The sequence below is a fragment of the Bacillus sp. AK128 genome (assembly GCF_053903075.1).
Window position 1 is genome coordinate 2,299,825 of sequence record NZ_CP096379.1, and the last position, 24,971, is coordinate 2,324,795.

General features: G+C 36.1%; 22 protein-coding genes and 1 pseudogene. 18 read left to right on the forward strand and 5 right to left on the reverse strand.

What is annotated here, in order from left to right; all coding sequences use genetic code 11:
* The first annotated feature begins 9 nt into the window (after positions 1-9).
* From pucD to M1D60_RS11445, 6 genes are all read left to right on the forward strand, one after another.
* Positions 10-2,289, forward strand: coding sequence for a xanthine dehydrogenase subunit D (gene pucD / locus M1D60_RS11420; protein ID WP_456279272.1), 2,280 nt, complete (start codon positions 10-12; stop codon positions 2,287-2,289).
* Positions 2,280-3,299, forward strand: coding sequence for a 2-oxo-4-hydroxy-4-carboxy-5-ureidoimidazoline decarboxylase (gene uraD, locus M1D60_RS11425; RefSeq protein ID WP_456279273.1), 1,020 nt, complete (start codon positions 2,280-2,282; stop codon positions 3,297-3,299). Before pucD ends, uraD begins: the two co-directional genes overlap by 10 nt.
* 13 nt (positions 3,300-3,312) lie before the next feature.
* Entirely contained in the window at positions 3,313-4,266 is a 954-nt protein-coding gene (gene pucL / locus M1D60_RS11430; protein ID WP_456279274.1) for a factor-independent urate hydroxylase, read from the forward strand.
* The gene (gene uraH, locus M1D60_RS11435; protein WP_456279275.1) at positions 4,263-4,616 is read left to right on the forward strand and encodes a hydroxyisourate hydrolase; all 354 of its coding nucleotides are present in this window, start codon (positions 4,263-4,265) and stop codon (positions 4,614-4,616) included. The genes pucL and uraH overlap by 4 nt, the downstream gene beginning before the upstream one ends.
* A gap of 5 nt (positions 4,617-4,621) precedes the next feature.
* A complete protein-coding gene (gene allB / locus M1D60_RS11440) occupies positions 4,622-5,977 on the forward strand; it encodes an allantoinase AllB (RefSeq protein WP_456279276.1) in 1,356 nt (451 codons plus the stop codon).
* Positions 5,978-6,312: 335 nt separating this feature from the next.
* Positions 6,313-7,572 carry an ArgE/DapE family deacylase gene (locus tag M1D60_RS11445; protein WP_456279277.1) on the forward strand — a complete coding sequence of 420 codons (1,260 nt, stop codon included), beginning with the start codon at positions 6,313-6,315 and terminating at the stop codon, positions 7,570-7,572.
* A 391-nt stretch (positions 7,573-7,963) separates the two neighbouring features.
* Here M1D60_RS11445 and M1D60_RS11450 read toward each other — a convergent pair whose 3' ends face one another.
* Entirely contained in the window at positions 7,964-8,971 is a 1,008-nt protein-coding gene (locus M1D60_RS11450; protein ID WP_456279278.1) for a CobW family GTP-binding protein, read from the reverse strand.
* A 512-nt stretch (positions 8,972-9,483) separates the two neighbouring features.
* Here M1D60_RS11450 and M1D60_RS11455 point away from each other — a divergent pair.
* Complete coding sequence (locus M1D60_RS11455) at positions 9,484-11,013, forward strand: Ppx/GppA phosphatase family protein (protein ID WP_456279279.1); 1,530 nt, start codon at positions 9,484-9,486, stop codon at positions 11,011-11,013.
* Between the two features lie 101 nt (positions 11,014-11,114).
* Complete coding sequence (locus M1D60_RS11460; RefSeq protein WP_456279280.1) at positions 11,115-13,226, forward strand: RNA degradosome polyphosphate kinase; 2,112 nt, start codon at positions 11,115-11,117, stop codon at positions 13,224-13,226.
* A gap of 132 nt (positions 13,227-13,358) precedes the next feature.
* Here M1D60_RS11460 and M1D60_RS11465 read toward each other — a convergent pair whose 3' ends face one another.
* The 3 genes from M1D60_RS11465 to M1D60_RS11475 form a co-directional block, all read right to left on the reverse strand.
* Positions 13,359-14,294 (reverse strand): FkbM family methyltransferase, encoded by a 936-nt coding sequence (locus M1D60_RS11465; protein WP_456279281.1) that lies wholly within the window; start codon positions 14,292-14,294, stop codon positions 13,359-13,361.
* Between the two features lie 111 nt (positions 14,295-14,405).
* Positions 14,406-15,080, reverse strand: a complete 675-nt coding sequence (locus M1D60_RS11470) for an SOS response-associated peptidase (protein ID WP_456279282.1) — start codon at positions 15,078-15,080, stop codon at positions 14,406-14,408.
* Between the two features lie 80 nt (positions 15,081-15,160).
* Positions 15,161-16,273, reverse strand: coding sequence for a diguanylate cyclase domain-containing protein (locus M1D60_RS11475; protein WP_456279283.1), 1,113 nt, complete (start codon positions 16,271-16,273; stop codon positions 15,161-15,163).
* 218 nt (positions 16,274-16,491) lie between these two features.
* On the opposite strand from M1D60_RS11475, the gene M1D60_RS11480 reads away from it, so the two are divergent.
* The 6 genes and pseudogenes from M1D60_RS11480 to M1D60_RS11505 form a co-directional block, all read left to right on the forward strand.
* Entirely contained in the window at positions 16,492-16,884 is a 393-nt protein-coding gene (locus M1D60_RS11480) for a hypothetical protein (protein ID WP_456279284.1), read from the forward strand.
* Between the two features lie 515 nt (positions 16,885-17,399).
* A complete protein-coding gene (locus M1D60_RS11485) occupies positions 17,400-17,666 on the forward strand; it encodes a DUF1292 domain-containing protein (RefSeq protein ID WP_456279285.1) in 267 nt (88 codons plus the stop codon).
* 18 nt (positions 17,667-17,684) lie between these two features.
* Positions 17,685-18,062 (forward strand): hypothetical protein, encoded by a 378-nt coding sequence (locus tag M1D60_RS11490; RefSeq protein WP_456279286.1) that lies wholly within the window; start codon positions 17,685-17,687, stop codon positions 18,060-18,062.
* Positions 18,063-18,126: 64 nt separating this feature from the next.
* Positions 18,127-18,549, forward strand: a complete 423-nt coding sequence (locus M1D60_RS11495) for a hypothetical protein (protein ID WP_456279287.1) — start codon at positions 18,127-18,129, stop codon at positions 18,547-18,549.
* Between the two features lie 52 nt (positions 18,550-18,601).
* Complete coding sequence (locus M1D60_RS11500) at positions 18,602-19,588, forward strand: Gfo/Idh/MocA family protein (protein ID WP_456279288.1); 987 nt, start codon at positions 18,602-18,604, stop codon at positions 19,586-19,588.
* 4 nt (positions 19,589-19,592) lie between these two features.
* Positions 19,593-19,715 (forward strand): annotated as a pseudogene (locus tag M1D60_RS11505) (hypothetical protein); the annotation flags it as partial.
* Positions 19,716-19,883: 168 nt separating this feature from the next.
* On the opposite strand, the gene M1D60_RS11510 reads toward M1D60_RS11505, so the two are convergent.
* Complete coding sequence (locus M1D60_RS11510) at positions 19,884-20,375, reverse strand: cupin domain-containing protein (RefSeq protein WP_456279289.1); 492 nt, start codon at positions 20,373-20,375, stop codon at positions 19,884-19,886.
* Positions 20,376-20,722: 347 nt separating this feature from the next.
* Between M1D60_RS11510 and M1D60_RS11515 the strand changes: the two genes are divergently transcribed.
* The 4 genes from M1D60_RS11515 (at position 20,723) to M1D60_RS11530 (ending at position 24,573) form a co-directional block, all read left to right on the forward strand.
* Positions 20,723-21,667, forward strand: coding sequence for a phosphotriesterase family protein (locus tag M1D60_RS11515; RefSeq protein WP_456279290.1), 945 nt, complete (start codon positions 20,723-20,725; stop codon positions 21,665-21,667).
* A 180-nt stretch (positions 21,668-21,847) separates the two neighbouring features.
* Positions 21,848-23,140 carry a serine hydrolase domain-containing protein gene (locus tag M1D60_RS11520; protein ID WP_456279291.1) on the forward strand — a complete coding sequence of 431 codons (1,293 nt, stop codon included), beginning with the start codon at positions 21,848-21,850 and terminating at the stop codon, positions 23,138-23,140.
* 250 nt (positions 23,141-23,390) lie between these two features.
* Positions 23,391-23,753 (forward strand): DUF2188 domain-containing protein, encoded by a 363-nt coding sequence (locus M1D60_RS11525; RefSeq protein ID WP_456279292.1) that lies wholly within the window; start codon positions 23,391-23,393, stop codon positions 23,751-23,753.
* A gap of 64 nt (positions 23,754-23,817) precedes the next feature.
* Positions 23,818-24,573: a hypothetical protein gene (locus M1D60_RS11530; RefSeq protein WP_456279293.1), complete on the forward strand. Its 756-nt coding sequence runs from the start codon at positions 23,818-23,820 to the stop codon at positions 24,571-24,573.
* Positions 24,574-24,971 lie beyond the last annotated feature (398 nt).

A 24,971-nucleotide genomic window follows, 5' to 3' on the forward strand; every position in this document is an offset into this window, starting at 1 on the left:
AGGGATGTTATGGGGCAAACAGAGAGCCTTGCGAATAAAAAAATGAGAGTTCGTCCGGATGGCCCTGAAAAAGTGACAGGAAAAATGAAATACTTAACGGATCTAAAATTTCCTAATATGTTATATGGGAAAATTTTAAGAAGCACATATCCTCATGCTGAAATTATTTCTATACGGACCGAAAAGGCGAAGCAAATTCCTGGGGTAAGGTCCGTGATTACCTATCATGATGTGCCTGGCATAAATGGATATGGATTGATTTTCCCAGACCAGCCTGTCCTTTGCGAGGATAGAGTACGATGTGTTGGTGACGCTATTGCAGCGATAGCAGCCGACACGGAGGAAATTGCTATAAAGGCTCTAAGTGAAATAGAGGTGGAATATAGGCCACTTCAAGTGATTGAACAACCAGAGAAGGCACTTATGCCTGATTCAATAAAACTGCATCCGAACGGTAATCTTCTTCATGAAGCTTCCTATACAAATGGAGATGTCGAAAAAGGTTTTAGAAACAGTGCTGTAATTGTGGAAGAAACCTATCAATTACCACGACAAATACATGCATATATGGAAACTGAAGGCGGGGTTATTGTACCAGAAGAAGATGGTACACTTTCTGTCTATGTTGGTTCTCAGCATGGTTTCAAAGACCGGTTTCAGTTGGCAAGAATACTTGACCTTGAAGAATCTTCCATCCGTGTTATTTCCAGCCCGATTGGAGGTTCCTTTGGTGGTAAGGATGAATTGAACATTCAACCCTATGCAGCACTATTAGCTCTTATCACAGGCTGTCCTGTAAAAATTCATCAAACTAGGGAGGAGTCTGTTAAAGCGAGTATTAAGCGTCACCCTATGAAAATTACAATGAAAACCGGAGTGGACCAAAAAGGAATGCTACTTGCTCACCAAGTAAAGATTGTAGCTGATACAGGGGCATACGCATCATTAGGACCTGCGGTATTAGATTTTGCTATAGAGCATGCAGCTGGCCCTTACCTGTTTCCAAATATTGAAACAGTTGGGCTATCTGTATTTACCAACAATGGTGTAGCAGGAGAGTTTAGGGGATTCGGTGGCAATCAAGTAACATTTGCACTTGAAGGACAAATAGACCGTTTGGCAGATCAGCTGGGAATGGATCCAATTAAATTAAGAGAAATAAATCTAAGAGGGGTAGAGGATAAGGGACCAGTTGGCCAAAGAATTGCTCCAACAAACGGAGCAGCAGAAGTGTTGGCTTCTTTTAATCAATTAAACTCCACTAAACGATATAAAAGCATCAATGATCCATGGAAGGTCAGAGGGACTGGAATTGCATTAACTATGCATGGTGGTGGACTTGGTGTTGGGAGGATAGACCCTGCTGGTGGTAGATTGTCCTTTACAAAAGAAGGAAAAATTGAAGCTGCTTTTGGGTTTGAAGAGTGTGGCCAGGGCCTTTTGTCTGTAATTGAAACCCTTTTACTTGAAGAATTCCAATGTGGAAAAGAAGAACTCAAAATAACTGTGGGAGATACGGCATTGGTTCCTGTCTCAGGTTCTTCAACTGCATCAAGGGCAACTAGCATGGTTTGGCAAGCTCTTCAAAATATGAAGGAACCCTTTAAAAACCAAGTACTTGAGTTTGCTTCACTAATTACTGGCGTACAGGTGTGTAATCTAAAGCTTGGAGCTTGTGGTATTTGGATTAACGGGGAAGGAGAGAGGGAGGGTCCAATCATTACCTATACCGAGCTTGGAAAAAGCATCCCAGCTGAAAAGATGATTTCAGTTCATACTTCCTTTGACTTTCCAACAAGTCCAGACCCCATCATCGGGAGCCATTATTTATATTCATTTGCTGCTGTGAGGGCAGCGGTAGAAGTTGATCTCTTATCTGGAAGAGTAAAGGTTTTGAGTTTAGATCAAGCAGTAGCAGCTGGTCCTGTCATCAGTCCATTAGGCTTCTTAGGTCAAATTGAAGGAGGAGGCATTATGGCACTGGGATATACATTGATGGAAGAATCGAAAATGAATAACAGTATATATGTCACAGACAATTTTGATTCCTACTTCTTACCAACCATATTGGATGCGCCAAGTCATATGGATATAACGGCAATTGAACAGTTAGTTAAAGGTGATATGCATGGACCAAGAGGAGTAGGAGAGATCGGCACGGTGGCAGTTGCCCCAGCCATTGCTAGAGCAATATTTGATGCAACGGGCTGCTGGGTCAATCAGTTACCAGTATCCCCAGAATATTTACTAAAGAATATTCAACAAGGGGTGATGCAACCATGGATGTAAAAAAACTTCAAGAAACAAAAAATGTATCTGAGTGTAATTCGAGCATGCCGATCACTCTTTTTGTTAATCAAACCAACTACAATTTACAACTGCGCCCTACAAAACCACTTGTTCATGTATTAAGAGATGACCTTGATTTAACAGGAACTAAAATTTCTTGTGGGATTGGCAGGTGTGGGGCCTGTGCTGTCCATCTTAATCATCAACTTGTCCATTCCTGTTTAGTAATGGCATATCAGGCGAACGATTGTTCTGTTTCGACCATTGAAGGGTTAGAAGATGAACACCTTCATCCAATTCAAGAAGCATTTCTAGAAGAAGGTGGATTTCAATGTGGTTACTGTACGCCAGGTATGGTGATGGCCACTAAAGCATTGCTTGATCAAACAACTAGCCCAACTGATGAAGAAATTCAAGAAGCATTATCTGGGAATCTTTGCCGTTGTACTGGCTACGGGGGAATTATTAGATCTGTTAAAAACGCAGTAAAAAAATTAACTGAAGGAGAACAACAAACCATGGAGATTTCCCAAGTGAACAAAATGGATAAGGAATCATTCATAAGTAAGGTGGGATGGGTTTTTGAGCACTCACCTTGGATAGCAGAACAAGCATGGGAATCTAGACCTTTCATGAATAAAGAGCTACTTTTAGAGACGATGAAAGATGTTGTGAAGAACTCTTCATTATCTTTACAATTATCATTATTCCGGGCCCATCCAGATCTGGGAACAAGATTAAAAATGTCAGACATGTCAATGAAGGAGCAAGCTAATGTTGGCTTAGATCAGCTTAGTAAAGAAGAATATAATGAATTTCAATCTCTAAATAAAATATATGTAGAAAAGTATGGTTTTCCTTTTATTATGGCAGTAAAAGGTCAAAACAAAGAGACCATTTTATCATTAATGAAGCAACGAGTAAGTTCAACTTATGATAAAGAGCTGTCGACTGCTCTTCAGGAGGTTTTTAAAATAGTAGACTTTCGCATAAACGATATCATCCAATAAGGGAGTGGTAGGTATGAAGAGAACCATGTATTACGGAAAAGCCGATGTATTTGTGTACAGAACTTATGCAACACCGTTAACTTGTGTGAGCATGATTCCTGAGTCCTCTTTTTCAGGACGAAGTAATCATCTGTTCTGTTTAAATGTTAAGGTTGCTGTAGAGGGGGAGGCCTTCTATTCATCTTTCAAAGATGGAGATAATTCATTGGTTGTTGCAACAGATTCCATGAAGAACTTTATCCTTACGCATGCTGGAGAGTACGAGGGTTCGACACCGGAGGGTTTTCTAGAGTTCGTGGGAAGAAGATTTCTTGAGACTTATCCGCAAATGACCGGAGTGAAAATGTCAGGTGAACATATTCCTTTCGATGATCTTCCTGTTGCAACAGAGTTAGGTTTTGAATCAAGTCCTTTAGTGTTTCGTTATTCTCTAAATGAGCAACCGGTATGTACGGTTGAATTAAAGAAGGTCAATGGAGAAATTGTTGTTAATCGTCATCTTAGCGGCCTAAAGCGCCTTAAACTAATTAAAATAAAGGGAAGCTCCTTCTATGGATTTGTGAAAGATGAATATACTACTTTACCGGAATCGTTTAATCGACCTCTCTTTGTCTATTTAAATATGGAATGGCATTATCATGATATAGAAAATGCTAAAGGAAATACATTTGATGGATATGTGGCAGCTGAACAAATCAGGGATATCGCCTATACAGTTTTTCATGAAGAAAACTCTCCCTCCATTCAAAATCTAGTCTATAAAATTGGTCAACGGATACTAAAGAGGTTCCCACAATTATCGGAGGTTCGATTTGAATCAAATAATCGGACGTGGGAAACGATCTTAGATGAGATCCCTGCCTCTCCTGAAGGAAAAGTGTTCACTGAACCTCGCCCTCCATTTGGGTTTCAATGCTTTGAAATGACAAGAGCGGATATAGAACAGGAGGAGGAGTCATTGTCATGACCCATTCTCTCTCCACACACGTGTTAGATTTGAGTATAGGAAAACCTGGATATGGAATGTTTGTTGAGCTGTGGAAACAAGTTAATCATCAATTTGAATTTATTCAAAAAGCTTGTACTAATAAAGATGGGAGACTAAATGAGCCTCTTCTTAAAGGTGATACGATGGAACTTGGTATTTATGAGCTTCGTTTTTATGTTGGAGATTACTACCGTTTAAAGGGAGAAATGACTGAGGGTTTATTTTTAGAATGTGTTCCAATAAGGTTCTGCATTTCTGATCTGCAATCATCCTACCACGTCCCTCTTTTGATTTCGCCAGGTGGTTATAGTACCTATAGAGGGAGTTAGATTGCGTGAATAAAGAAAAGTTGGTGAGAAACGGACTTGTTTTTTCTGAAGGACGATTTATGAACGTAACGATTCACATCAAAAATGGTAGGATTCTATCACTTTATGAAAAATACAAAGAGCCCTCACTAGACTCATCTGTTGAAGTAATTGATGCTACAGGGTGTATAGTCGTACCTGGTTTTATTGATTCACATGTGCATTTTAATGACCCAGGACGAACCGATTGGGAAGGGATTGAAACAGGAAGTCGGGCAGCGGCTGTTGGTGGAACGACTACCATTTTTGATATGCCATTAAACTGTTCACCATCCATCATTTCAATGGATACTCTTGCTAGAAAAAGAGAGTATTTGAAATCAAAATCTTTTATTGATTATAGACTTTGGGGGGGAATAACTGATACTTCTCTAATAGAAGGAGAGCTTTTTGACATGAGTCGCGAGATTGTCGCATGGAAGTTGTTTATGTCATCTAGTGGAATCAATGATTTTGAGTATGTACGTAAGGGACGGTTACCTATAGCTATGAAACTAGCAAAAGAACATAACAAAATTTTAGCTTTACATGCTGAATGGCAGGAAGAAATTAATCTACTAACGAATTTATATAAAGGATCAGCTATAAATGAACGACGAGCCTATTTGGCAAGCAGACCGGTTTCATCAGAAGAAAAAGCAGTTAGATATTCGTTAGAGCTAGCACAGATATATGGAACGTCGGTTCATTTTGTTCATATTAGTTCAGCAAAGGTGATTAAGCTTATACAAGAAGGGAAAGAAGCGGGTATAGATGTAACAGTTGAAACCTGCCCACATTATTTAGTATTTGATGAAGAAGATTTTGTGAGAGAGGGTGCCTTGTTAAAATGTGCCCCTCCACTAAGACGCAGGGAAGAAGTAGAGGAACTTTGGGAATGTATTGATAACGGATGGATTGATACGATTGGATCTGATCATTCGCCTTGTTTATTTTCTATGAAGCAAACAGATTCTATTTGGGATGCTTGGGGAGGTATACAAGGTGTTCAATTTACTTGGCTTGCATTTTTGGATGAAGCAATCAAGCGTAACGTCAGTTTGGAATCAACACTCTCTTTAGGGACAGCCAATGTCGCACATCGATTCGCAATAGACGATAGAAAAGGGAGCATTTCACCTGGTTTAGATGCAGATCTTGTATTCATTAGCTTAGATGAAGAAACACACGCAAATAAGGAATCCTTTCAATTTCGAAATAAATTCTCTCCATACGAAAATATGACATTTCAGCTAAAGATTAAAAAGACATTTCTTCGTGGTGAAGTGATTTATGACGATCAATTGGGGGTTGTTAATGAACCATTAGGTATTTATATTTAAGCTGTGTTAAAGTACAGTGTTGATTTTAGCAGAGTTGATTGAAGTGGAAGGACACGAGACTCCTGTAAGGAAAAAGGAAAGAGCTTTTTCTCGGGAGAAGCGTGGTGAAGGAGACCCCGCAGGCGGTAACGCCGAGGAGGTAGGTTTTTTCACAATAGTGAAAATAACCTTCAACTACCGCCCACGGAAAGCGAGTGTCCTAGAACGAAAATCAACAACAAACTTTAACAGCCAAAGAGAACATGTAGGTGAAAATCCCTTTTAAAAAAACCATATAAATTGAATGTGAGTCATATAAATGAACAACATGGGCCTTAAGAATGAGGAGGAATTTAATGAATAGAGATAAGGAAATGTTGAATAAATGGATTAACGATCAAAAGGAAGACATGATTGAATTTTTACAAAAACTAGTTCAAATACCTTCGGATAACCCTGCTGGGGATTGCTATCCAATTGCGAACTTCTTATATCAGCAGTTAGAAAGTCTTGGTTTCCATGATGTTTCCCTGGTTGAGGTAGATGAAGCTGAAGTAAAGAAGACGGGAATGATTAGTCTAGCTAGTGTTATTGCTAATACCAAGTTTGGAAGTGGTAAGGGGAGTTCAGTCACTCTTAATGCACACGGAGATGTTGTTCCACCGGGACTTGGTTGGTCAGTCGACCCATATGGTGGGGAGATTATTAATGGGAAGATGTTTGGAAGAGGAGTGGCCGTTTCAAAATCTGATATTGCCGCTTATACATATGCTGTACTTGCCTTAAAGAAAAACCTTCTAAGTACAGAGCTTGATGGTATGATTGATCTAGCGTTTACTTTTGATGAAGAAATTGGGGGAGTACTAGGACCAAAAGGGATCTTAGATCAAGAGCTTATAAAACCAGATCTTGCCATTGTTGCTGGCTTTACTTATTCAGCTGTGAATGCTCATAATGGATGCTTACACTATGAGATTACAGTAACTGGTAGGTCCGCACATGCTGCTTTACCTGAAACCGGAATTGATGCTATAGAAGCCTCTACAAGCGTTATGAACGCATTGTATGAATATCGGAAAACCTTACAAACTAAACAATCATCTGTACCTGGTATTAACAAACCTTCTCTAGTTATTGGACTTATTAGTGGAGGGATCAATACAAACGTTGTACCAGATGAGTGTAAGTTAAGAGTGGATCGAAGACTCATTCCTGAGGAGGATGCAGAGCAAGCGGAAGCGGAGTTTTTGGAGCTTGTTCAAGAGACCTTATCAAAGTTTGAAGGAATAAAAGTAGAGATCAAAAAGATTTTGGATGCAAAGAGTTTTGGGCCAGTACCAAAGGATACCCCGATGATTACTACTCTATCAAATAATTGGAAACTGCTAATGGAAGGGGAGGAAGAATTACCTGTTCATGGTGTGCCACTATATACAGATGCGCGTCATTTTTATGAAAAGGGAATTCCAACCATCATGTTTGGTGTAGGACCAAAGGTGTTAGAGGAAGCTAATGGCCATCGAGCCGATGAGAACATCCGTATCGAAGACTTTCTATTAGCTACCCAAATTATTGCTTGTACATTGTATGATTTATTAGTTAGTAAAGACGTTTAATTATTTTTTACAATAAAAGAGGCAGGGGCATAAGTATTTCAGCCAATGATAAACCCGAACTAGTAGGTGATATTTTGATGTATCTTTCACCTACTAGTTCGGGTCTTTATTGTGACTTTCAATTGGTTTGTTGATATTGCATACAATTTTTTAATTACTAGTGGAATGAAGCGGAAGCCACTCGACTCCTGCGGGAGATAGAGGAAAGGCTGAGACCCCGCAGGCGTAGCCGAGGAGGCTCAGATTCCTCCCCGCGGAAAGCGAGTGGCTGCAGCGCAATGGAACAACCATGTTCTTCTAGCTTAACTAGTTTATTAGTAACAAAGTAAACGAAAATAGTATTAATTTTATAGTAAACTAATTTAGATTGTTCGACTTTGAGACTGGCGAATTAGGATTTTGTCTCAACCTCCTTTTCTTGTAAGAAGGTTTTCTCGTAATAATCTAGAACTTCGTCTTTATTAATTTGGTTACCAATTAAAATCATTATTGTTTCAACCGGGCCAGTACTACTTATTTTTTCAAAAGAAAGTCTTCCAGCAGCATATTGGAAGTTAATAAAACCTTCTTCCCCTTGAACCTTAATGATGCCTTTTCCTCTTATAATATCAGCCGGTAGTCTTTTAAACCATCTTTGAAATTCTTGTTTATTAAAAGTGGGTAGATCCAAAATTTTTACTGCTTTTATACTTGCGTGATGTGCATGTACATGGTCTTTGTGATTACAATCCTCATTATGATCATGATTGCATGAGCAACTTGTTGGTTGGCTGGCATTCACGGTCTGAACTCTTTTTAAATAAAGCTCCGTTACTGGTACATCTCCATAACTAGATTTTAATAACTTTGTATTCGCTGCCGCTAATTTGTTAATTGCAGCTTCCACTTTGTCTAGCTTTTTAGGTGTAACAAGATCTGATTTGTTTATAATAAGTAGAGTGGCACTCATAATTTGTTCTTTAAGTAGCTGTCGAATTTCTTTTGAGCTTGAGAAAATACTTTGATAATCTAGGAAATTACCAGCATCTATTAAGCTTATAATGGACATTAGTTCAAAATGGTCTTGAAAATCAATACTTATCAAAGTGTCCACAATTTCATTAGGATTTGCTACTCCTGTACCTTCAATTAATAATAGATCAACAGGGAGATCAATAAATTGCTTTAACGTTCCTTTTAAGTCCTCTTGGATTGAACAACAAATACACCCATTTAATAGTTCAACCATTTGTTCTTCCTGGAACATATGTTGTTCTACATTAACGTCTCCAAGCTCATTTAAAATAAGTCCTACTTTTTTATTTTGTTTTCTTGCATCTTCAACCATCTTCTTTAATATCGTTGTTTTACCACTTCCAAGAAAGCCGCTAATCACATAAACAGGGGTTTTTTTATTCATTTTTCTCCCTCCGTTTCTTTTTAATTGGCTCTGTTAAAGTTTGTTGTTGATTTCCGTTCCAGGACACTCGCTTTCCGCGGGCGGGTTCGGGAGCCTCCTCGGCGTACCGCCTGCGGGGTCTCCTTCACCACGCTTCTCCCGCAGGAGTCTCGCGTCCTTCCACTCCAATCAACTCTGCTAAAAATCAACACTGTTCTTTAACACAGCTTTTTAATTAAAGATTATAAAACAAATAATAATGATTCCGATTTAATTATTATAGAGTAAGCCATGCTAAGAAGCAATGGTAATCTTAAGAGTGGGATGAGAAAAAATCCTCTTTTGTAGGGTGACGAACAATGCTGAACAATTGTTTATAATATATTCTAACAAGAGGAGGAGCGGATATAAAAGGATAGATTAAGTAAATCTATTTCTTTTATAAAAATTTACCTTTACTATAATGATTAGAAACTAAATTTTCATGTTATAAATGATTATATAGTAGGACGGTAAGGAAGGAGAAGTAGACCATGAGTAAAGTTGGAATAATTGATGTAGGTTCAAACTCAATCCGCCTGGTAATTTATGAAAAGAATAAAGGCTTGAGATATAAAGAAATTGAAAATATTAAAGCGGTGGCAAGGTTAAGAAATTATTTAAATGGTACGGGTATATTAGATGATGAAGGTGTTCAGGTGCTTATTGAAACACTACAGAGCTTTCAAGTTATAACAAGACACCATCAATTAACTGAAGTTAAGTGTGTAGGTACAGCTGCTATTAGACAAGCAGTTAACCAAGAATACATATTGGATATGGTCAGTGAGAAAACTGATTTTACAATGACCGTGCTTTCTGAATATGAAGAAGCATATTACGGTTTTTTAGCCGTTGTTAATTCAACTTCTTTTGAAAATGGGATTACGGTTGATATTGGAGGAGGAAGTACTGAAATTACCTTGTTTCAAAATCGTAAATTAAAGTTTTATCATAGCTTCCCATTTGGTGTCATTTCTCTTAAAAAACAGTTTTTTGATGGAGAAGTTCCGACTTATACTGAGCTATTAACCTTGAGATCTTTCTTGGAGAGACAATTTAAGGGTCTACACTGGATTATGAATCAAAGTCTTCCAATCATCGGAATTGGAGGTAGTGCTCGAAACGTCGTTCAAATACATCAACAAATGAGAAACTACCCAATAGCCGGACTTCATCAATTTGAGTTAAACGGAGCTGATATTGACCATATATCAGAAACATTAACACCACTTACGATAACAGAGTTGCAGAAAATAGAAGGCCTTTCAAAAGACCGGGCTGATGTCATCATACCCGCAATAGAAGTGTTTAACACAATACTTCAAGTAGTAAGATCAGATCGATTTATTTTAAGTAAAAAAGGTTTACGTGAAGGTCTTTTTTATAAAGAATCAATGAAGTCGTTACCATCTCCCATTCTTTCTAACGTTATAGAGGAAAGTTTTCATGACCTTGCTCTAGATTATGAAGTAAGCTTAGATCAAGTCCATCATTCAAAGAAGATTGCTACTACTCTATATCATGAAGTTTGTAGGAATGGAACTGAAATCTATGATGAAAAAGACCTTTTTTATTTAAAAAAGGCTGCGGTAGTTTTTAATATAGGTGAATATATAGACACTGAATCTAGTAGTCAACACACTTTTTACTTACTAGCCAATCGAACGATTGATGGACTGTCTCATCGGGAACGTTTAATTATTTCTTTATTAGCATCTTATAAATCAAAGGATTCATTTAAGCAGTTTATCTATCCATATGAAAGCTGGTTCTCAAAAGAGGAACAAAGAAAGCTTCGCTTACTAGGTAGTTTATTGAAGTTCAGTTTTAGTCTGAATAGCACGAAACGAAGAATTGTAAAGGATATTAAAATGGACCAGCATGAAAATACAGTCATCATTACGGTGTATTGTGATCAAGACTGGAGAGCAGAACAATATCAGGCCGAAAAGGTTAAAAGACAAGTTGAAAAGGCAATTAGAAAATTTATTACAGTAAAGTTTCTTTCTTACCATGAATAGAGATGTTTACAATTTTTTTACAAAAAATTAACAAAGCCTTCGTGTTTTTCTCACTATTAATTGCTACGATTAATATAGATAATAAATGAAGGAAGTGCTTTATGGTCTTAAAGAGTGAAGAGAGATTAGAGCTAGCAAACTCTATTTATTATAACAACCGTGAATTAAGCTGGCTTGCTTTTAACAAACGTGTCCTTGAAGAGACTTTAGATGTGAAAAACCCTCTATTAGAACGCTTGCGATTTTTGTCTATCTTTAGCTCTAATTTGGACGAGTTCTTTATGGTGAGAGTGGCAGGTTTAAAAGATCAAGTGAAGGCAGGGTTTAATAAACCTGATAATAAAGCTGGGCTTACACCCAAGCATCAATTGAAAGAGATTTCGGTTAAGGCGCATGATCTTGTCCATATCCAATATAAAACGTTTAATAGTCTTATAACACACGATCTAAAAAGTGAAGGAATAGAACTAACCAATATGAAGAATCTATCTATTTCTCAGCTAACAGAGTTAGAAGAAGTATTTAATAATCAGATTTTTCCTGTATTAACACCATTGGCAGTGGATGCTTACCGTCCTTTTCCGATGCTTTTAAATAAGAGTATTAATATTGCTGTAAGTCTAGAAGAAGACGGATTGTATGAAAGCCTAGAAAATAAATTAGCTATCGTACAGGTACCGTCCGTGCTTGACCGTTTCTTAAAAGTACCAGGATCTCATGAGGAGCAATTGTTTGTTCTTCTCGAAGACGTCATCACTTTCTACATAGATAAATTATTTCGAGGATACAAGGTGAAATCTTTAACACAATTTAGAATTACTCGAAATGCAGATTTAACGATACATGAAGAAGGTGCTCGTGATTTATTAAAAGAGATTGAAAAGGAACTAAAGAAGCGAAAATGGGGATCTGCCGTTAGGTTAGAAGTAGTTGAAAAAGGCCATGATCCAGAACAATTGGCTTTTCTTCAGGAAGTATTGGAAGTCCATAGCAGAGATGTCTATAAGATTGATGGAGCTTTGGATTTAACCTTTCTTTTTAGTTTTACAAAATATTTTCAATCAATAAGAGAGCATTTGTTCTTTCCATCTACAATTCCTCAACCTCCAAAAGATCTCAAATCAGATGAGGATCTATTTGAAAAGGCGCTAGATCAAGATATTTTCCTCCATCATCCATATGAGTCGTTTACGCCTGTAATTGATTTTATTGAGGAAGCGGCAGATAATCCGGATGTATTGGCTATTAAGCAGACTTTATATCGAGTAAGTGGAGGCTCTCCAGTAATAAATGCACTAAAACGTGCAGCTGAGAATGGAAAACAAGTAACAGTGCTTGTCGAGTTAAAAGCAAGATTTGATGAAGAGAACAATGTTCAGTGGGCAAAGGAATTAGAAAAAGCAGGTTGCCATGTTATTTATGGTATGAATTATTTGAAAACACATAGCAAAATTACGTTAATAGTGAGTCAAAAGAATGGTAGAATCGAACGATTTGTTCATTTAGGAACAGGAAATTATAATGATCAGACAGCCACAATATATACAGATATGGGATTGATTACAACCAAAAGAAAATTCGGGATTGACGCAACTAACTTCTTTAATTATCTTAGTGGTTATACTGAGAAGCCTACATTTCATCACTTATCTGTTTCTCCTTTTGATATAAGAGAAACGTTTATCGAATTTATTGATCAAGAGATACAGCTGCATTCAAAGTTTGGAAATGGACGAATTATAGCTAAGATGAATTCTCTTACGGATAAACCATTAATCATGAAGTTTTATGAAGCATCTAAGGCTGGGGTTAAGATTGACTTAATCGTAAGAGGGATTTGTTGTTTAAGGCCTGGAATACCAGGAATTAGTGATAATATTAAAGTTAGAAGTATTGTAGGGAGATTTTTAGAGCATAGCCGTATTTTCTATTTTCATCATAATGGGGATCAAAGGATATTCTTATCCTCGGCTGATATGATGACGAGGAATATGGAAAAACGGGTGGAAATTCTATTTCCTATATTCGACCAATCTATTAAAAAGAGAATTTTTAACATATTAGCGATACAATTAGAGGACAATGTTAAAGCTAGAGAGCAAGATCCTTTTGGTGATTACCATTATGTTATAAGGAAGGAAAAGGATCAATTAATTAATAGTCAGAATTACCTGTATGAACAATCTTATCAAGTTTTAGATGATGAAGAATAATAATAAGGATCTTACTAGTATAACCTTTAATAAGGGAAGCTCAGTAAGATCCTTTTACTTTGTATAATTTTTGATTAAGTAATAAAAGTGAAGGAGGTTAGCCTGGAACTCTAACACCCTCTACTCTTTATATTATTGTACTTTAGTGGAAAAGGATTGAAATAAAGATTCATTTTTAACGAGTATAAAATCAGTATGGATATATTCTGAATTAAATAATTGCTGTAGATCTCTTAGATTTAATAGGCTAGCTGGTACAATCTGATCATCTTCTTTATAAACAAAGATAGAAAAGTGATAATTTAAAAATAATAAAAATTGATCAATATCAGTTCCAATCTTATGAAGATATTCACTATTAAACTCCATAAAGCCAAGTATGGAAGAGTTTTGGTTAAGTAGATTAGTCATCCCTTTTAGAACAAATGCCTCATAACCCTCTACATCTACTTTAAATAAAATTGGATCTTGCCGAATATTGTTACTCAATAAAGTATCTATTGTAATCGATGGAACCGCGACTTTTTTAACATGTTGGTGGGTAGGTATGTATGATGCAGAAGAAGTACCTGACCAGTGCGTATCAACATAAAAGGATTTTTCTATATGATCTTGATCAGAAGCTAAAGCATGAACAATCGTAATTTGCTTTTTATTAGGATGTGCGTCTTTTGATTTCTCTATATAACCTAATAAATCACGATTAGCTTCAATACCAATAATATTGGTGTGAGAAGGGTATGTAGTAGAAAACAAACACTCACCATAGTTAACCCCAACATCTATGACTAATTTGGGTTGATACACTTTTACGGCTTTATCCCAGAACGTCTCGAGCCTTTTTTGTGTAACACCATTACTTATTAGTAATGCCCTACCTCGGTTTTCTCCAGAGTTAACAAATAGTGTGTGTGATGATCGTAATGTAATTTGATTTGGAAGCTTTTGAATGTTCAACGTTTTATATTTTGCTAAAATCCCTAAGTCAATTAGTCCTTTCCAGAGTTTCGGATATTCTTCCCACATCTTCATAAATATTGGTTTACGTAATGATGCTTTCATTTTCATTCATAGTTCCTCCCGAGAAAGAAATGATACTGGGAAATTACTTCTTTATGATACTATGAATTTCCTCGTGAAGAAGAATAACTTTACAAATTTTTACTAATTCTTTACGATTCAGCAAATCTCACTAATCAACATATTAGAATTATTCTTAGGTGAGTTCACGAGGGAGGATACTTGATATGCTTCCATTAGCTCTGAGGGTAGAGGATCAAGAAGATGGTTTAATAATCTATAATCTTTTATCGTAGGATCAATCCACTTACTCTCATCTTCCGGCTTTAAAATGACAGGCATCCTATTATGGATGTTTTCCATTAATTCATTTGGAGTGGTTGTAATAACAGTACAGGAGAAAATTCTTTCGCCTGTAGTAGATTTCCAGCTTTCCCATAATCCTGCCATTGCAAATAAGTTAGAATCCCTAAGTTTTATACACATAGGTGTTTTTATACCATTTTCTGTTTTCCATTCATAAAAACTATTTGCCAGTACTAAACATCTTTTGCTTTGATAAGCTTTTCTGAAGCTAGGCTTCTCATGTAATGATTCACCCCGTGCATTAATCATTTTAGTCCCAATCTTTATGTCCTTTGCCCACGGAGGAATTAATCCCCACCGCAAATACCCTAATCTATTTTTCTTCCCATCATTAATAACGGATAATACTGAATGTGTAGGTGCGATATTATAGCTCTGTTTATACAGTTCCTGTTGAATCGCTTCATCAATCATAAAACGCTCGATAATTTCTTCAAAATCGGAATATAGTGTAAATCGGCCACACATTTGCACACTCCCTTTCTGGAAATGATTGTACCAAGTGTGAAAGACTTATGCAAAATAGGAAAAAGCCTAGCTTGTCTTGACTAGGCTTTTTGTATAGATTTAACTGGAGGAGCGGTGTATGTTGTAACCTTATTCCTACCATTATTTTTAGAATAGTAGAGTGCTTGATCAGCCTCGTTGATAATCTCGTCTAAAGATTGTCCAAATCTTGAAAAGCTAATTCCAACTGAAATAGTAACTTTACCCTCAGGCATATTCTCCATTCCTTTGAAGGAAAATTCTTCTACGGTTCTTCTAAATTGATCTAGAGATTCTTCTATAAATTGGCGATTTCGAGCATCAGGATAACAGACAATAAATTCCTCTCCACCGTAACGTGCGATTACTCCATTTTTACCAATGTGATCGGTTAGTAATTGACCAATATTACGAAGAACTTGATCACCCGCTTGATGACCATTTGAATCATTAAATATTTTAAAATAATCTACATCAAACATAGCAATTGAACTAGATTTATGTTGGTTAATTTGCTTCTGGGCCTCTTCCTTGAACCACCGAATATTTGGGAGCTGAGTTAAAAAATCATGATTTGATAGATGAAGGAGCTTCTTTCTCATCATCCTATTTTTATAATCATCATTTAACATAAGGCTCATGCCTAATAAAGCAATGGTTGAAAAAACTGCCATAATGACTACTAATGAAATGGTTACGGGAGTTGTCAAAACCATCCAGAAGGATTTAATTACTTCAAATAAAATGAATACACCAAACATCTTTTTTAGATTAATTAGTTGTCCTTGAGGACGATCTTTCCCTTTCTTATGAAAGATTGCCCCTATTACGATTGGTAATAGGATTGCTTGGATTATTCCTTGAACAACCGTGGGTCCACCTAATGAAAAACGGTAAGCAGAAGGAAGTATGGAAGATATAACTCCCCATTTCCAACCGCCGATATAACTTATGAAAAATAGAGGAACTTCTCTCAAATCTATTCTCATTCCTTCATAATCTAAAGGATGATACATAACAATTAACGAGAAAATCCCAGCAAACATGGGTGGAAACCAGGATACGGGTTCTATATTCTTCTTTTCTAATAGGAAGTCTTTGGATTTGATATAGAGAAACATAAAGGCAATAATAATGGCCATATTTTGAAAAAAGAAATATGCTACTTCGTACATACGTTTAACTCGCCTTCTTAAAATAATTAGATAACGTATAAATTATATAAGAATAAGAAGTAAATGGATATAGGAATGGTTTCTTATATGGAAATATATTTTACTATGATTCCAGTTCAATTACTTAAGTGATTATTGATCTGTTTGAAAGGAAGTTCCCTACTTTATAAGAATAAGTTGTATAATTATTAATTATAAGTAGGAGAACAGGTGATTATATGATGAGAATTTTGGGAGTAGTTGCAGGGTTTATAGTAAGTGATTTATTCTTTCATATTGTAAATACTTCAGCAGCCGGTCTTAAAGCAGAGTCACAGCTAGAAAGAATAGGAGCTGTATTATTTGGTGTCCTGGTTTTACTCATTTTCATGGTTATTGCTCATCGATTTTTTTCAAGATCATTTTTTCAAGGCTTTGTTGTAGCAACCGGGTTATTTTTGAGCTTTGATATTGTAGTCTTCCATTGGGTTTTTCAGTTACACCGAATTACAAACGGACCTGAGGCCAATTGGTTAGAGCCGGTACTTGTAATTGGTGGAGTCATATTTATCTGGTATGGTATTAAAAGAGAAATCAATAATAGAAATTCTTCCGTAAATAGAGCATCTTAATAAGTATTGAAAAGGGATTGAGGATAGTTTTATCCCCAGTCCCTTTTTACAACTATTGGATGATCGATTAATTAACTTAGAGCTTGTTTTCATCCTGTAAGTACATAGTTTCAATACCCTTTTCCTTATTAGGTAAATCAAAATGAGCTATAGGGTCATTGGCGTATGTTGGTGATGTGTTTTATTTAAAAAATAAAAAGTATAAGTTTTTAATGTTGTTCTTAAAAGATTGTTCGTAATAATCCAGCTCCAGCGCCCAGCCCCTCGAGGTCAAATGTTCCTTTGTCAAATAAAAGGAAAAATCGCCTTTTCTTTGACAAAGGAACATTTGCTTGTCGGGGCTAATCGGGGCGCTTGCGCCTTTTGTTCTTGTTTTGGTTTTGTTTATTTTTGGTCACCTGGATCATCCTTTCATCATAGTTGCTTTCTAGTTTTTAATAAAAGTAAGAATCTTATTAAATTTATTAAACAGAATGGTTCTGGGAAATCTAAATTTAGTAATGAAAAGGAGGATTATGATGATGGAACAAGAAAAACGAGATTTTATAACGATTCAGGATAAAGATGGATTTGAAAAGGAATACGCTGTTGAAGCGTTATTTGACATGGAAGACCATTCTTATGCTTTGCTACAAAACATCGATGAAACGATTTTGATGAGGATTGAAACAGAAGGTGAGGAACAGTATTTAATTGGAATCAATGATCCTGATGAACGCAATTCCGTTTTAGATGCTTATCAAATCGCCGTTGATGCCGCACCGGCTGATGAGTTACATTAGTAGTAAGGTTTGCTGTAAATGTCTAAGAAAATGATTGAGTTAACTAATAGTGAAGAAAAACAAAAAATAGAAGAAGAGTTAACTGGGATTACCTTTATTAAAAATTTCAGGTCAGCTACCGCTGAAGAATGGTATGTATTTCTCCCCAGCTTTAAAGATCCGAGAACGGGTGGAGCAGCTGCTAAAGTGATTATTCACTATAATCTTTATGGTAATCGTGATATTTTTATAAACACAACCATCATTTTTGATGACCCTACTATTTTTTCACCCATCTACCATTCCATTGTTTATGCTATTGCTGATGAGATTGTTAATCGGCTTGTCGGTTATGCGGACACGCTTCTTAGTGTACATGCAGGGGAGAATTCATATGACGCGGAGTATAAGCGGTAAGGCGTTCCGATTAGTGGGAACGCCTTTTGCACTTTATCAAAGATTTTAACAGGAGGAGATTATATTGTTAACCGTTAACGAAACATTATCATTTTTTAAACAAGAAGTTAAGGGGATTATTGACCCGATTCAAGTGTGGACTCTTTTTAAAGAGTTTGGGAAAATACCAATAGAAAACGAGGATGACATTGAATTACTCTTTCAATGTGGAATGGATGACGAACAAGAGGAACCTTACTTTTATATAGATTTCATCAGACAGTTCACCATATATGACGAAGAAGAGTACTCCCACATGGAACAGTTTCATTGTCAGCTATTGTTTGAACCAACCGAATATTTACAGGGATTATCCATTACCGAGTGGTATTTTGAAACAGAAGGGGATCTTGATGATTATTTTTTACATATTGAAAATCTTGATGAATTTAAACATGTGATTCAACATCAACCTGTTAAAATTAGAATATATCAAGAGGAAATTTAATGTTTTATGCAACTAGAAAATTTTCATAGAACAACAAAGGAGAGGAAATTGTTTGATTAGATTTGGGATTATCGGTACAAATTGGATAACGGAACGTTTTTTAGATTCATTAAAAGATCTAGAAGACTTTCAATTACGAGCAGTGTATTCTCGCACTTCAGAGAAGGCTGAAGCATTTGCTCAAAAATATAATGTGGATAATATTTTTACAAATTATGAAGAGATGGCTCAAAGTGATTTAATTGATGCCGTATATATTGCTAGTCCTAACTTTTTACATAAGGAACATGCGATTGCTTTTATGGATAACGGAAAACATGTTTTATGTGAAAAGCCACTTGCGTCAAATGTCTCTGAGACACAACAAATGATTGAGGCATCTATAAAAAATAATGTGATACTCATGGAAGCTATGCGAACAACTCTTCATCCTAACTTTAAAGTCATACAGGAAAACTTACATAAATTAGGGGAGGTTCGTCGTTATTTTGCTAGTTACTGTAAATATTCATCACGATATGATGCTTATAAAGAAGGAAAAGTACTAAACGCGTTTAAGCCAGAGCTTTCTAATGGTTCCTTAATGGATCTTGGTGTCTATTGTATATACCCAATGGTCGTGTTATTTGGAGAGCCTACTAGTATTAAAGCAACAGGAATGATTCTTGAGACTGGAGCAGATGGTGCAGGGAGTATTCTTGCCCAATATAAACAACTTGACGGAGTGATTATGTATTCTAAAATTAATGATTCATATTTACCTTCCGAAATACAAGGTGAAGAAGGCAGTATGATCATCTACGATAATATTTCTTCTCCAGATCGAGTTGATATCAAGTATAAGGATGGTACAACGGAAACCATTAGTTTAGACCGTGAACAACCAGAAATGTTTTACGAAGCTCAAGAATTTGTAAAGTTAATAAAAGAAGGAAAAGCCATGTCAGCTGTTAATTCCCACCATAATTCATTACTAACAGCGACTATCTTAGAGACAGCTCGGAAGCAAATTGGAGTTGTTTATCCAGCTGATCAATAAAATTCAAGAGGATTCTGCCGCAACAGAAGAACAACTAGCATCCATGGAAGAAATTTCTGCGTCTGCCCAAACCCTTTCAAAAATGGCAGAGGAGTTACAGTTATTAATTAGTAGATTTAAAGTTTAATTGCAACGATTGATTAGACACCTACTTTTGAGACTGTCCTATAGATATATGTAGAGGAAAAAGAAGCTGTTCACAAATTGTGACAGCTTCTTTCACTTCTATAAGAAATAGAACAACTAGGCTTCTGTTTATTACCCATAATTTTATTATGTAAACTAATTCAAGGATTCACTTATAAGTCATTTTTCTGATAATTTCTTCGTGCTGAGGATGTTCATTTACTAATTCATCCTGATTAAATAACTCGAAATCCTCGAAATCAAAACCAGGAGCAACCATACAGCCAACAAGTGAAAAGGAATCCTTTTCCACGATAGAAGAGCCGAATATAGTATTTTGTGGCACTAAAATTTGTGGTAATTCTCCTTGCTCTATATTCAGACCTAGTTTTAGTTGTTCGTATTTTCCAGAAGCATCTATAGTATGTACGGTTAGAGGGCTACCTCCGTGAAAATACCAAAGCTCATCTGATTTTAATCTATGAAAATGAGAAATATCTTCTGAACGTAGAAGGAAATAGATACTCGTGTATAACTTACGGGTTCTATCATTTAAGATCATTTCCTCTTGAGATGAATAAGAATTTTTGTAGAATCCTCCTTCAGGATGGGGGAGAAGCTGTAAATATTCTATCCAATATTGGGCATTTTTCACTAACATTTTATGTACCTCTTTCTAGTTAATTTTTAGTTTTATATTATTGAAACTGCTAAAAGATGCTGGTTGAGTGAGTGATCAATACAACCGCCTCGTGACTAAAGAGAATTTTACGGTACTACCCTCGCACCCAAATAAATATTAATAAAAATGATTTTTGACATGGTATGAGCTGATGGACTATAGCATATATTTTAACATTCTTAGTGATATGATTGTTATTTATTACAAGCTTATAGAAGCATAAAAGTGTTTACTAATTTTTTTAATAAAATGTAAGCGTTATCAAAGTGGGTATAACGGTTACATGCTAAGTTTAATCTTTTACTAGAAGTGAGGGAGCCTATTATATGACACTTATTAATTCAGTAACTGGTAAAGTAGAATCAACTAGCTTAGGTTGTACATTAATTCATGAACATATGCGTGTTCGCTCTGAATCTGTAGTTACTCAATTTCCACATTTGTATGATGAAGATCAAGAGTTTGCTAAGGCAGTAGAGCAAGTTAAAAGAGTAAAGGAGCTTGGTGTTAAGACAATCTGTGACCCAACTGTAATGGAACTAGGCAGGGACATTCGGTTTATAGAAAGAGTGGCTCGTGAAACGGACATGCAAATTATCGCTGCTACAGGAATTTATTCTTATCACTATATTCCCCCACATTTTCAAAATCGTGATATTGACTATATGGCAGATTTATTTGTGAGAGATATTGAGGTGGGAGTCCAGAATACATCAATTAAAGCAGGATTTCTAAAATGTGCAGCCGATGCACAAGGCATTACTCCAGACGTAGAGAAGGTCATTCGAGCAGCGGCACGTGCACATATAAAAACAGGTGTACCGATCATGACCCATTCACATCCAGCAAGTGGAACTGGCTTAATGCAACTAGAAATACTTATAGAAGAAGGGGTTAATCCCAATAAAATCCTGATTGGTCATACCGGAGATACGAACAATATGGATTATATCTTACAAGTTCTTGAGAGTGGCGCATATATTGGAATGGATCGGTATGGCTTAACAAACGAATGTACGACTGAGGACCGAAATTCCACGGTTATTGAACTAGCTAAACGTGGATTTTCAGATCGAATGTTTTTATCTCAAGATTATTGTTGTACACTTGATTGGTATCCTGAAGGAGTTGCTGGAATGCTGTTTCCAAAATGGACGATGAGCTTCGTACTAGAAGAAGTTATTCCAGATTTACAAAGAAATGGAGTAAGCGACGATCAAATACAAGATATGTTATTTAATAACGTTCGCCGTTGGTTTGAAGGAAGCTAATCATTATAACGAAAAGTGTGAAGGGTATGCTAGTAAATTCTTACGTGAACAATATTAACAAAAGAGTTCTGCTGTTTCATTTTATAGTAGAACTCCTTTTTATTTTTAAATTTTTACAACAACAAAAAGGAGATTACTTTTTTTATGTTGAATTCATTTAGTTGAATGGAGGTATGCTTAATGAACCATAATCGTTGGGACCAACTAGAAGAAGTCATCCTTAAACAGATGAAAAAGGAACATATTGCTGGGGTATGTGTTGGAATCTCATTAGATGGAAAAACAATTTATCAAAAAGGCTTTGGTTATAGAGATCTAGAAAAACAACTACCTGTAACCCCTGAAACAGTATTTGGGATAGCTTCTGTGACAAAGTCTTTTACGGCGATGGCTATTATCCAACTAGAAGCACAAGGATTTTTGTCTATAGATGATCCGATTATTAAATACCTACCCGAGTTAAAAATAAATGGTGTAGATAATATGGAAACCATAAAAATTCACCATTTACTTTCACACACAACAGGGATGCCTCCGATGGAAAGAAGAGAGCAATTAAATACCTATCATGAACATATAGCTTACATTAATGAAACGAAGATTGATTTATTAGGAGAACCTGGTGAATATTTTAGTTACTGTAATGATAGCTTTCTATTACTAGGAGCTATTATTGAAAGATTAACAGGTCAGCTGTTTAGAAGATACATAACCAGTCAGTTTTTAGAACGATACAATATGAATCGATCAAGCTTTAGCTTAGAAGAAGTTCATAAGATGGATAACGTATCTGTGCCTTATCAGTATAATAAAACCTCCAAACAATTGGAAAGAGTGGACTGGCCTAGTCTTGGGACCTATGAAACCGGTGGTGGAATTCGGTCTAATGTTGTGGATTTATTAAAATATGGACAAGCCTTTGTGCAAAGAAGCAACCCCTCAATTGAACAGATGTGGAAGCCTGTTTATCAGGTAGGGCGAGATCTATATTATGGGTATGCATTAAACAGTACGCCAAACTACGCAGGAAAATACCTGGTTGTTCAGCATGGAGGTGGACAGCCAGGAGTATCCTCAAACTTCGGGTTTGTACCTGAAAAACAACTGGTAGTAACGGTCTTGACAAATGTAGGTGGTGTTAGTGCCGGGGAGATCTGGCATTCAGCATTACATGTAGCACTTGGCCTTCCGGTAAACTATAAGAATAGTACGGCGCCAGTTTTTCAGAGTCCGATTAGCGAGCTGAAAAAGTTTGAAGGTCAATATGTTTCAAAGGAAGGTGGAAACATATTGATTTCATTAGTAGAAGGTAAACTATATGCTCTAATAGAGGACGAGAAGGTGGAGCTAAGACCTAGTTCAGCTGATACATTCGTCATGCTAGAAACTGAGAAGCCCATCCGTTTTTATTTTAATCAAGATGGAAGCCCATGGTCCGTATTCAACGGATCGAGGATGTTAACGAAAGTATAATAGTAACACTAGTGGAAAAACGGGAATCTCAGATTCTCGTTTTTTTATTTTTAAGAGGGTTTACAAATCAAACAATTGTTGATCATAGAACCGAATTAGAGCGGCAGAGTAGCTGCTTTGCTGAGTCAAAACGGTTTGCTTACGCTAGGTTATATTGAACAGGATCATAGAAACTATGTTTTACCTCTTATATAGCGGGTAAATAAATAATATAGACAATCAACTTAACTCGAAAAAGGAGGATTTTAGAATGTGGAATAAACAAAGTTATCCCGATTCAATGAAAAATCTTATGGAACCTATTCGAAATAAAGCGATTGAAATAGCAAATGCCTTATTAGACGAAGGCTATGAAGAAGGAAGGGCGATTTCAATTGCAATTGAAAAAGCAAAGGAATGGGGAGGAGAACAAAATTCTGCTCACCACGTTGTACCACACGAAAGTGGTTGGGCTGTAAAAGCGGAACATGCTGAAAAACCTAGTAACCTATTTGATACTAAAAACGAAGCATTAAAAAAAGGCCAACAGATTGCCAGTAATCAAAAGACTAGACTTATTATCCATAGAAAAGATGGTAAGATTCAAAAACACCAGAATTTTATGCTGCACTAAAATTTAGATAATCAATTTAGATAGAGTTTTAGATAAATGAAAATATATTGAAGGAGGAGATTTTATGTATCACGAGGGTAAAGAACTTAAAAAATATGATATTCAAGCAACAGATGGAGGAATTGGAACCGTATATGACTTTTTCTTTGATGACGAAAAATGGACAACCCGCTATTTAGCGATTGATACAATAAAGTGGTTACCAAGTAAAAAGGTCTTACTCTCTCCAATGGCAATTGAAGCCGTTCATGAATTAGAGAATACGGTAAAGATCGCATTACCAAAAGATAAGATAAAAGACAGTCCCGATATAGATACAGATCAACCAATATCTAAACAGAAAGAAATTGAATTTGGCACTTACTATGGCTATCCCCCTTATCAAAGTGCTGGCGGGACAGGCGTATGGGGAGGATATTGGTTCCCTGGCGAACTGTTAGTTAACCGTAATCAACATGTCGAGCGTCCTGATTCGCAAGTAAAAGACGAGTCTAATTTAAGAAGTATGAAGGAAGTAACAGGTTACCATATTCATGCAGTTGATGGTAATATTGGCCATGTCGAAGATTTTATCATTTGTGATAAGACTTGGTCGATTAAATATTTAATTATCGACACCAAAAGCTGGTGGCCAGGGAAAAAGGTGCTTGTCTCACCAGATTGGATAATAGACGTCGTCTGGGAAGACAGAACTGTTCATGTGGACTTAACGAAAGAAACCATAAAAAATGGACCAGAATATGTGTTGAAGAAAGAAATTACAAGAGAGTTTGAAGAACATATGTATGAAAAATACAATAAAGCCAAGTTTTGGCTATAATAGATCAACGTGAGAGGACAAAATCCTCTCACGTTTTTAATGAAACATGATGATTCTCATTTGAGTTAAAATTCTCTTATAGAGTATTGCTACACTTGCCAATCAGTCTATATAATTTCAGTAACCAAGAAAGGTAAACTCAGGAAAATCACTTTCACTTAACCGAGATAAAGCTGGCTTTCCAAAAGGGATATTCCATCAACTGTTGAAATATATATAGTAAACATTCACATAGATAATTAGGGATGATTTATGGCTTATGAAAAAGGGGTTAGGGTGTTAAATATTAACGGGTTCTCTTTTGGAGTGCAAAACGTAAAAAAACATTAGAAATAACGTTAGAAAAAGCATGGTAATTAGCAACTCAATTATCATGCTTTTTCGTTTTTCTTAAAATA

Excerpts from the sequence above, each read along its gene's own strand:
- pucD (WP_456279272.1), top strand. The coding sequence starts at position 10 with ATGGGGCAAACAGAGAGCCTTGCGAATAAAAAAATGAGAGTTCGTCCG.
- uraD (WP_456279273.1), top strand. The coding sequence starts at position 2,280 with ATGGATGTAAAAAAACTTCAAGAAACAAAAAATGTATCTGAGTGTAAT.
- pucL (WP_456279274.1), top strand. The coding sequence starts at position 3,313 with ATGAAGAGAACCATGTATTACGGAAAAGCCGATGTATTTGTGTACAGA.
- uraH (WP_456279275.1), top strand. The coding sequence starts at position 4,263 with ATGACCCATTCTCTCTCCACACACGTGTTAGATTTGAGTATAGGAAAA.
- M1D60_RS11445 (WP_456279277.1), top strand. The coding sequence starts at position 6,313 with ATGAATAGAGATAAGGAAATGTTGAATAAATGGATTAACGATCAAAAG.
- M1D60_RS11450 (WP_456279278.1), bottom strand. The coding sequence starts at position 8,971 with ATGAATAAAAAAACCCCTGTTTATGTGATTAGCGGCTTTCTTGGAAGT.
- M1D60_RS11455 (WP_456279279.1), top strand. The coding sequence starts at position 9,484 with ATGAGTAAAGTTGGAATAATTGATGTAGGTTCAAACTCAATCCGCCTG.
- M1D60_RS11460 (WP_456279280.1), top strand. The coding sequence starts at position 11,115 with ATGGTCTTAAAGAGTGAAGAGAGATTAGAGCTAGCAAACTCTATTTAT.
- M1D60_RS11465 (WP_456279281.1), bottom strand. The coding sequence starts at position 14,294 with ATGAAAATGAAAGCATCATTACGTAAACCAATATTTATGAAGATGTGG.
- M1D60_RS11470 (WP_456279282.1), bottom strand. The coding sequence starts at position 15,080 with ATGTGTGGCCGATTTACACTATATTCCGATTTTGAAGAAATTATCGAG.
- M1D60_RS11475 (WP_456279283.1), bottom strand. The coding sequence starts at position 16,273 with ATGTACGAAGTAGCATATTTCTTTTTTCAAAATATGGCCATTATTATT.
- M1D60_RS11480 (WP_456279284.1), top strand. The coding sequence starts at position 16,492 with ATGATGAGAATTTTGGGAGTAGTTGCAGGGTTTATAGTAAGTGATTTA.
- M1D60_RS11485 (WP_456279285.1), top strand. The coding sequence starts at position 17,400 with ATGATGATGGAACAAGAAAAACGAGATTTTATAACGATTCAGGATAAA.
- M1D60_RS11490 (WP_456279286.1), top strand. The coding sequence starts at position 17,685 with ATGTCTAAGAAAATGATTGAGTTAACTAATAGTGAAGAAAAACAAAAA.
- M1D60_RS11510 (WP_456279289.1), bottom strand. The coding sequence starts at position 20,375 with ATGTTAGTGAAAAATGCCCAATATTGGATAGAATATTTACAGCTTCTC.
- M1D60_RS11515 (WP_456279290.1), top strand. The coding sequence starts at position 20,723 with ATGACACTTATTAATTCAGTAACTGGTAAAGTAGAATCAACTAGCTTA.
- M1D60_RS11520 (WP_456279291.1), top strand. The coding sequence starts at position 21,848 with ATGAACCATAATCGTTGGGACCAACTAGAAGAAGTCATCCTTAAACAG.
- M1D60_RS11525 (WP_456279292.1), top strand. The coding sequence starts at position 23,391 with ATGTGGAATAAACAAAGTTATCCCGATTCAATGAAAAATCTTATGGAA.
- M1D60_RS11530 (WP_456279293.1), top strand. The coding sequence starts at position 23,818 with ATGTATCACGAGGGTAAAGAACTTAAAAAATATGATATTCAAGCAACA.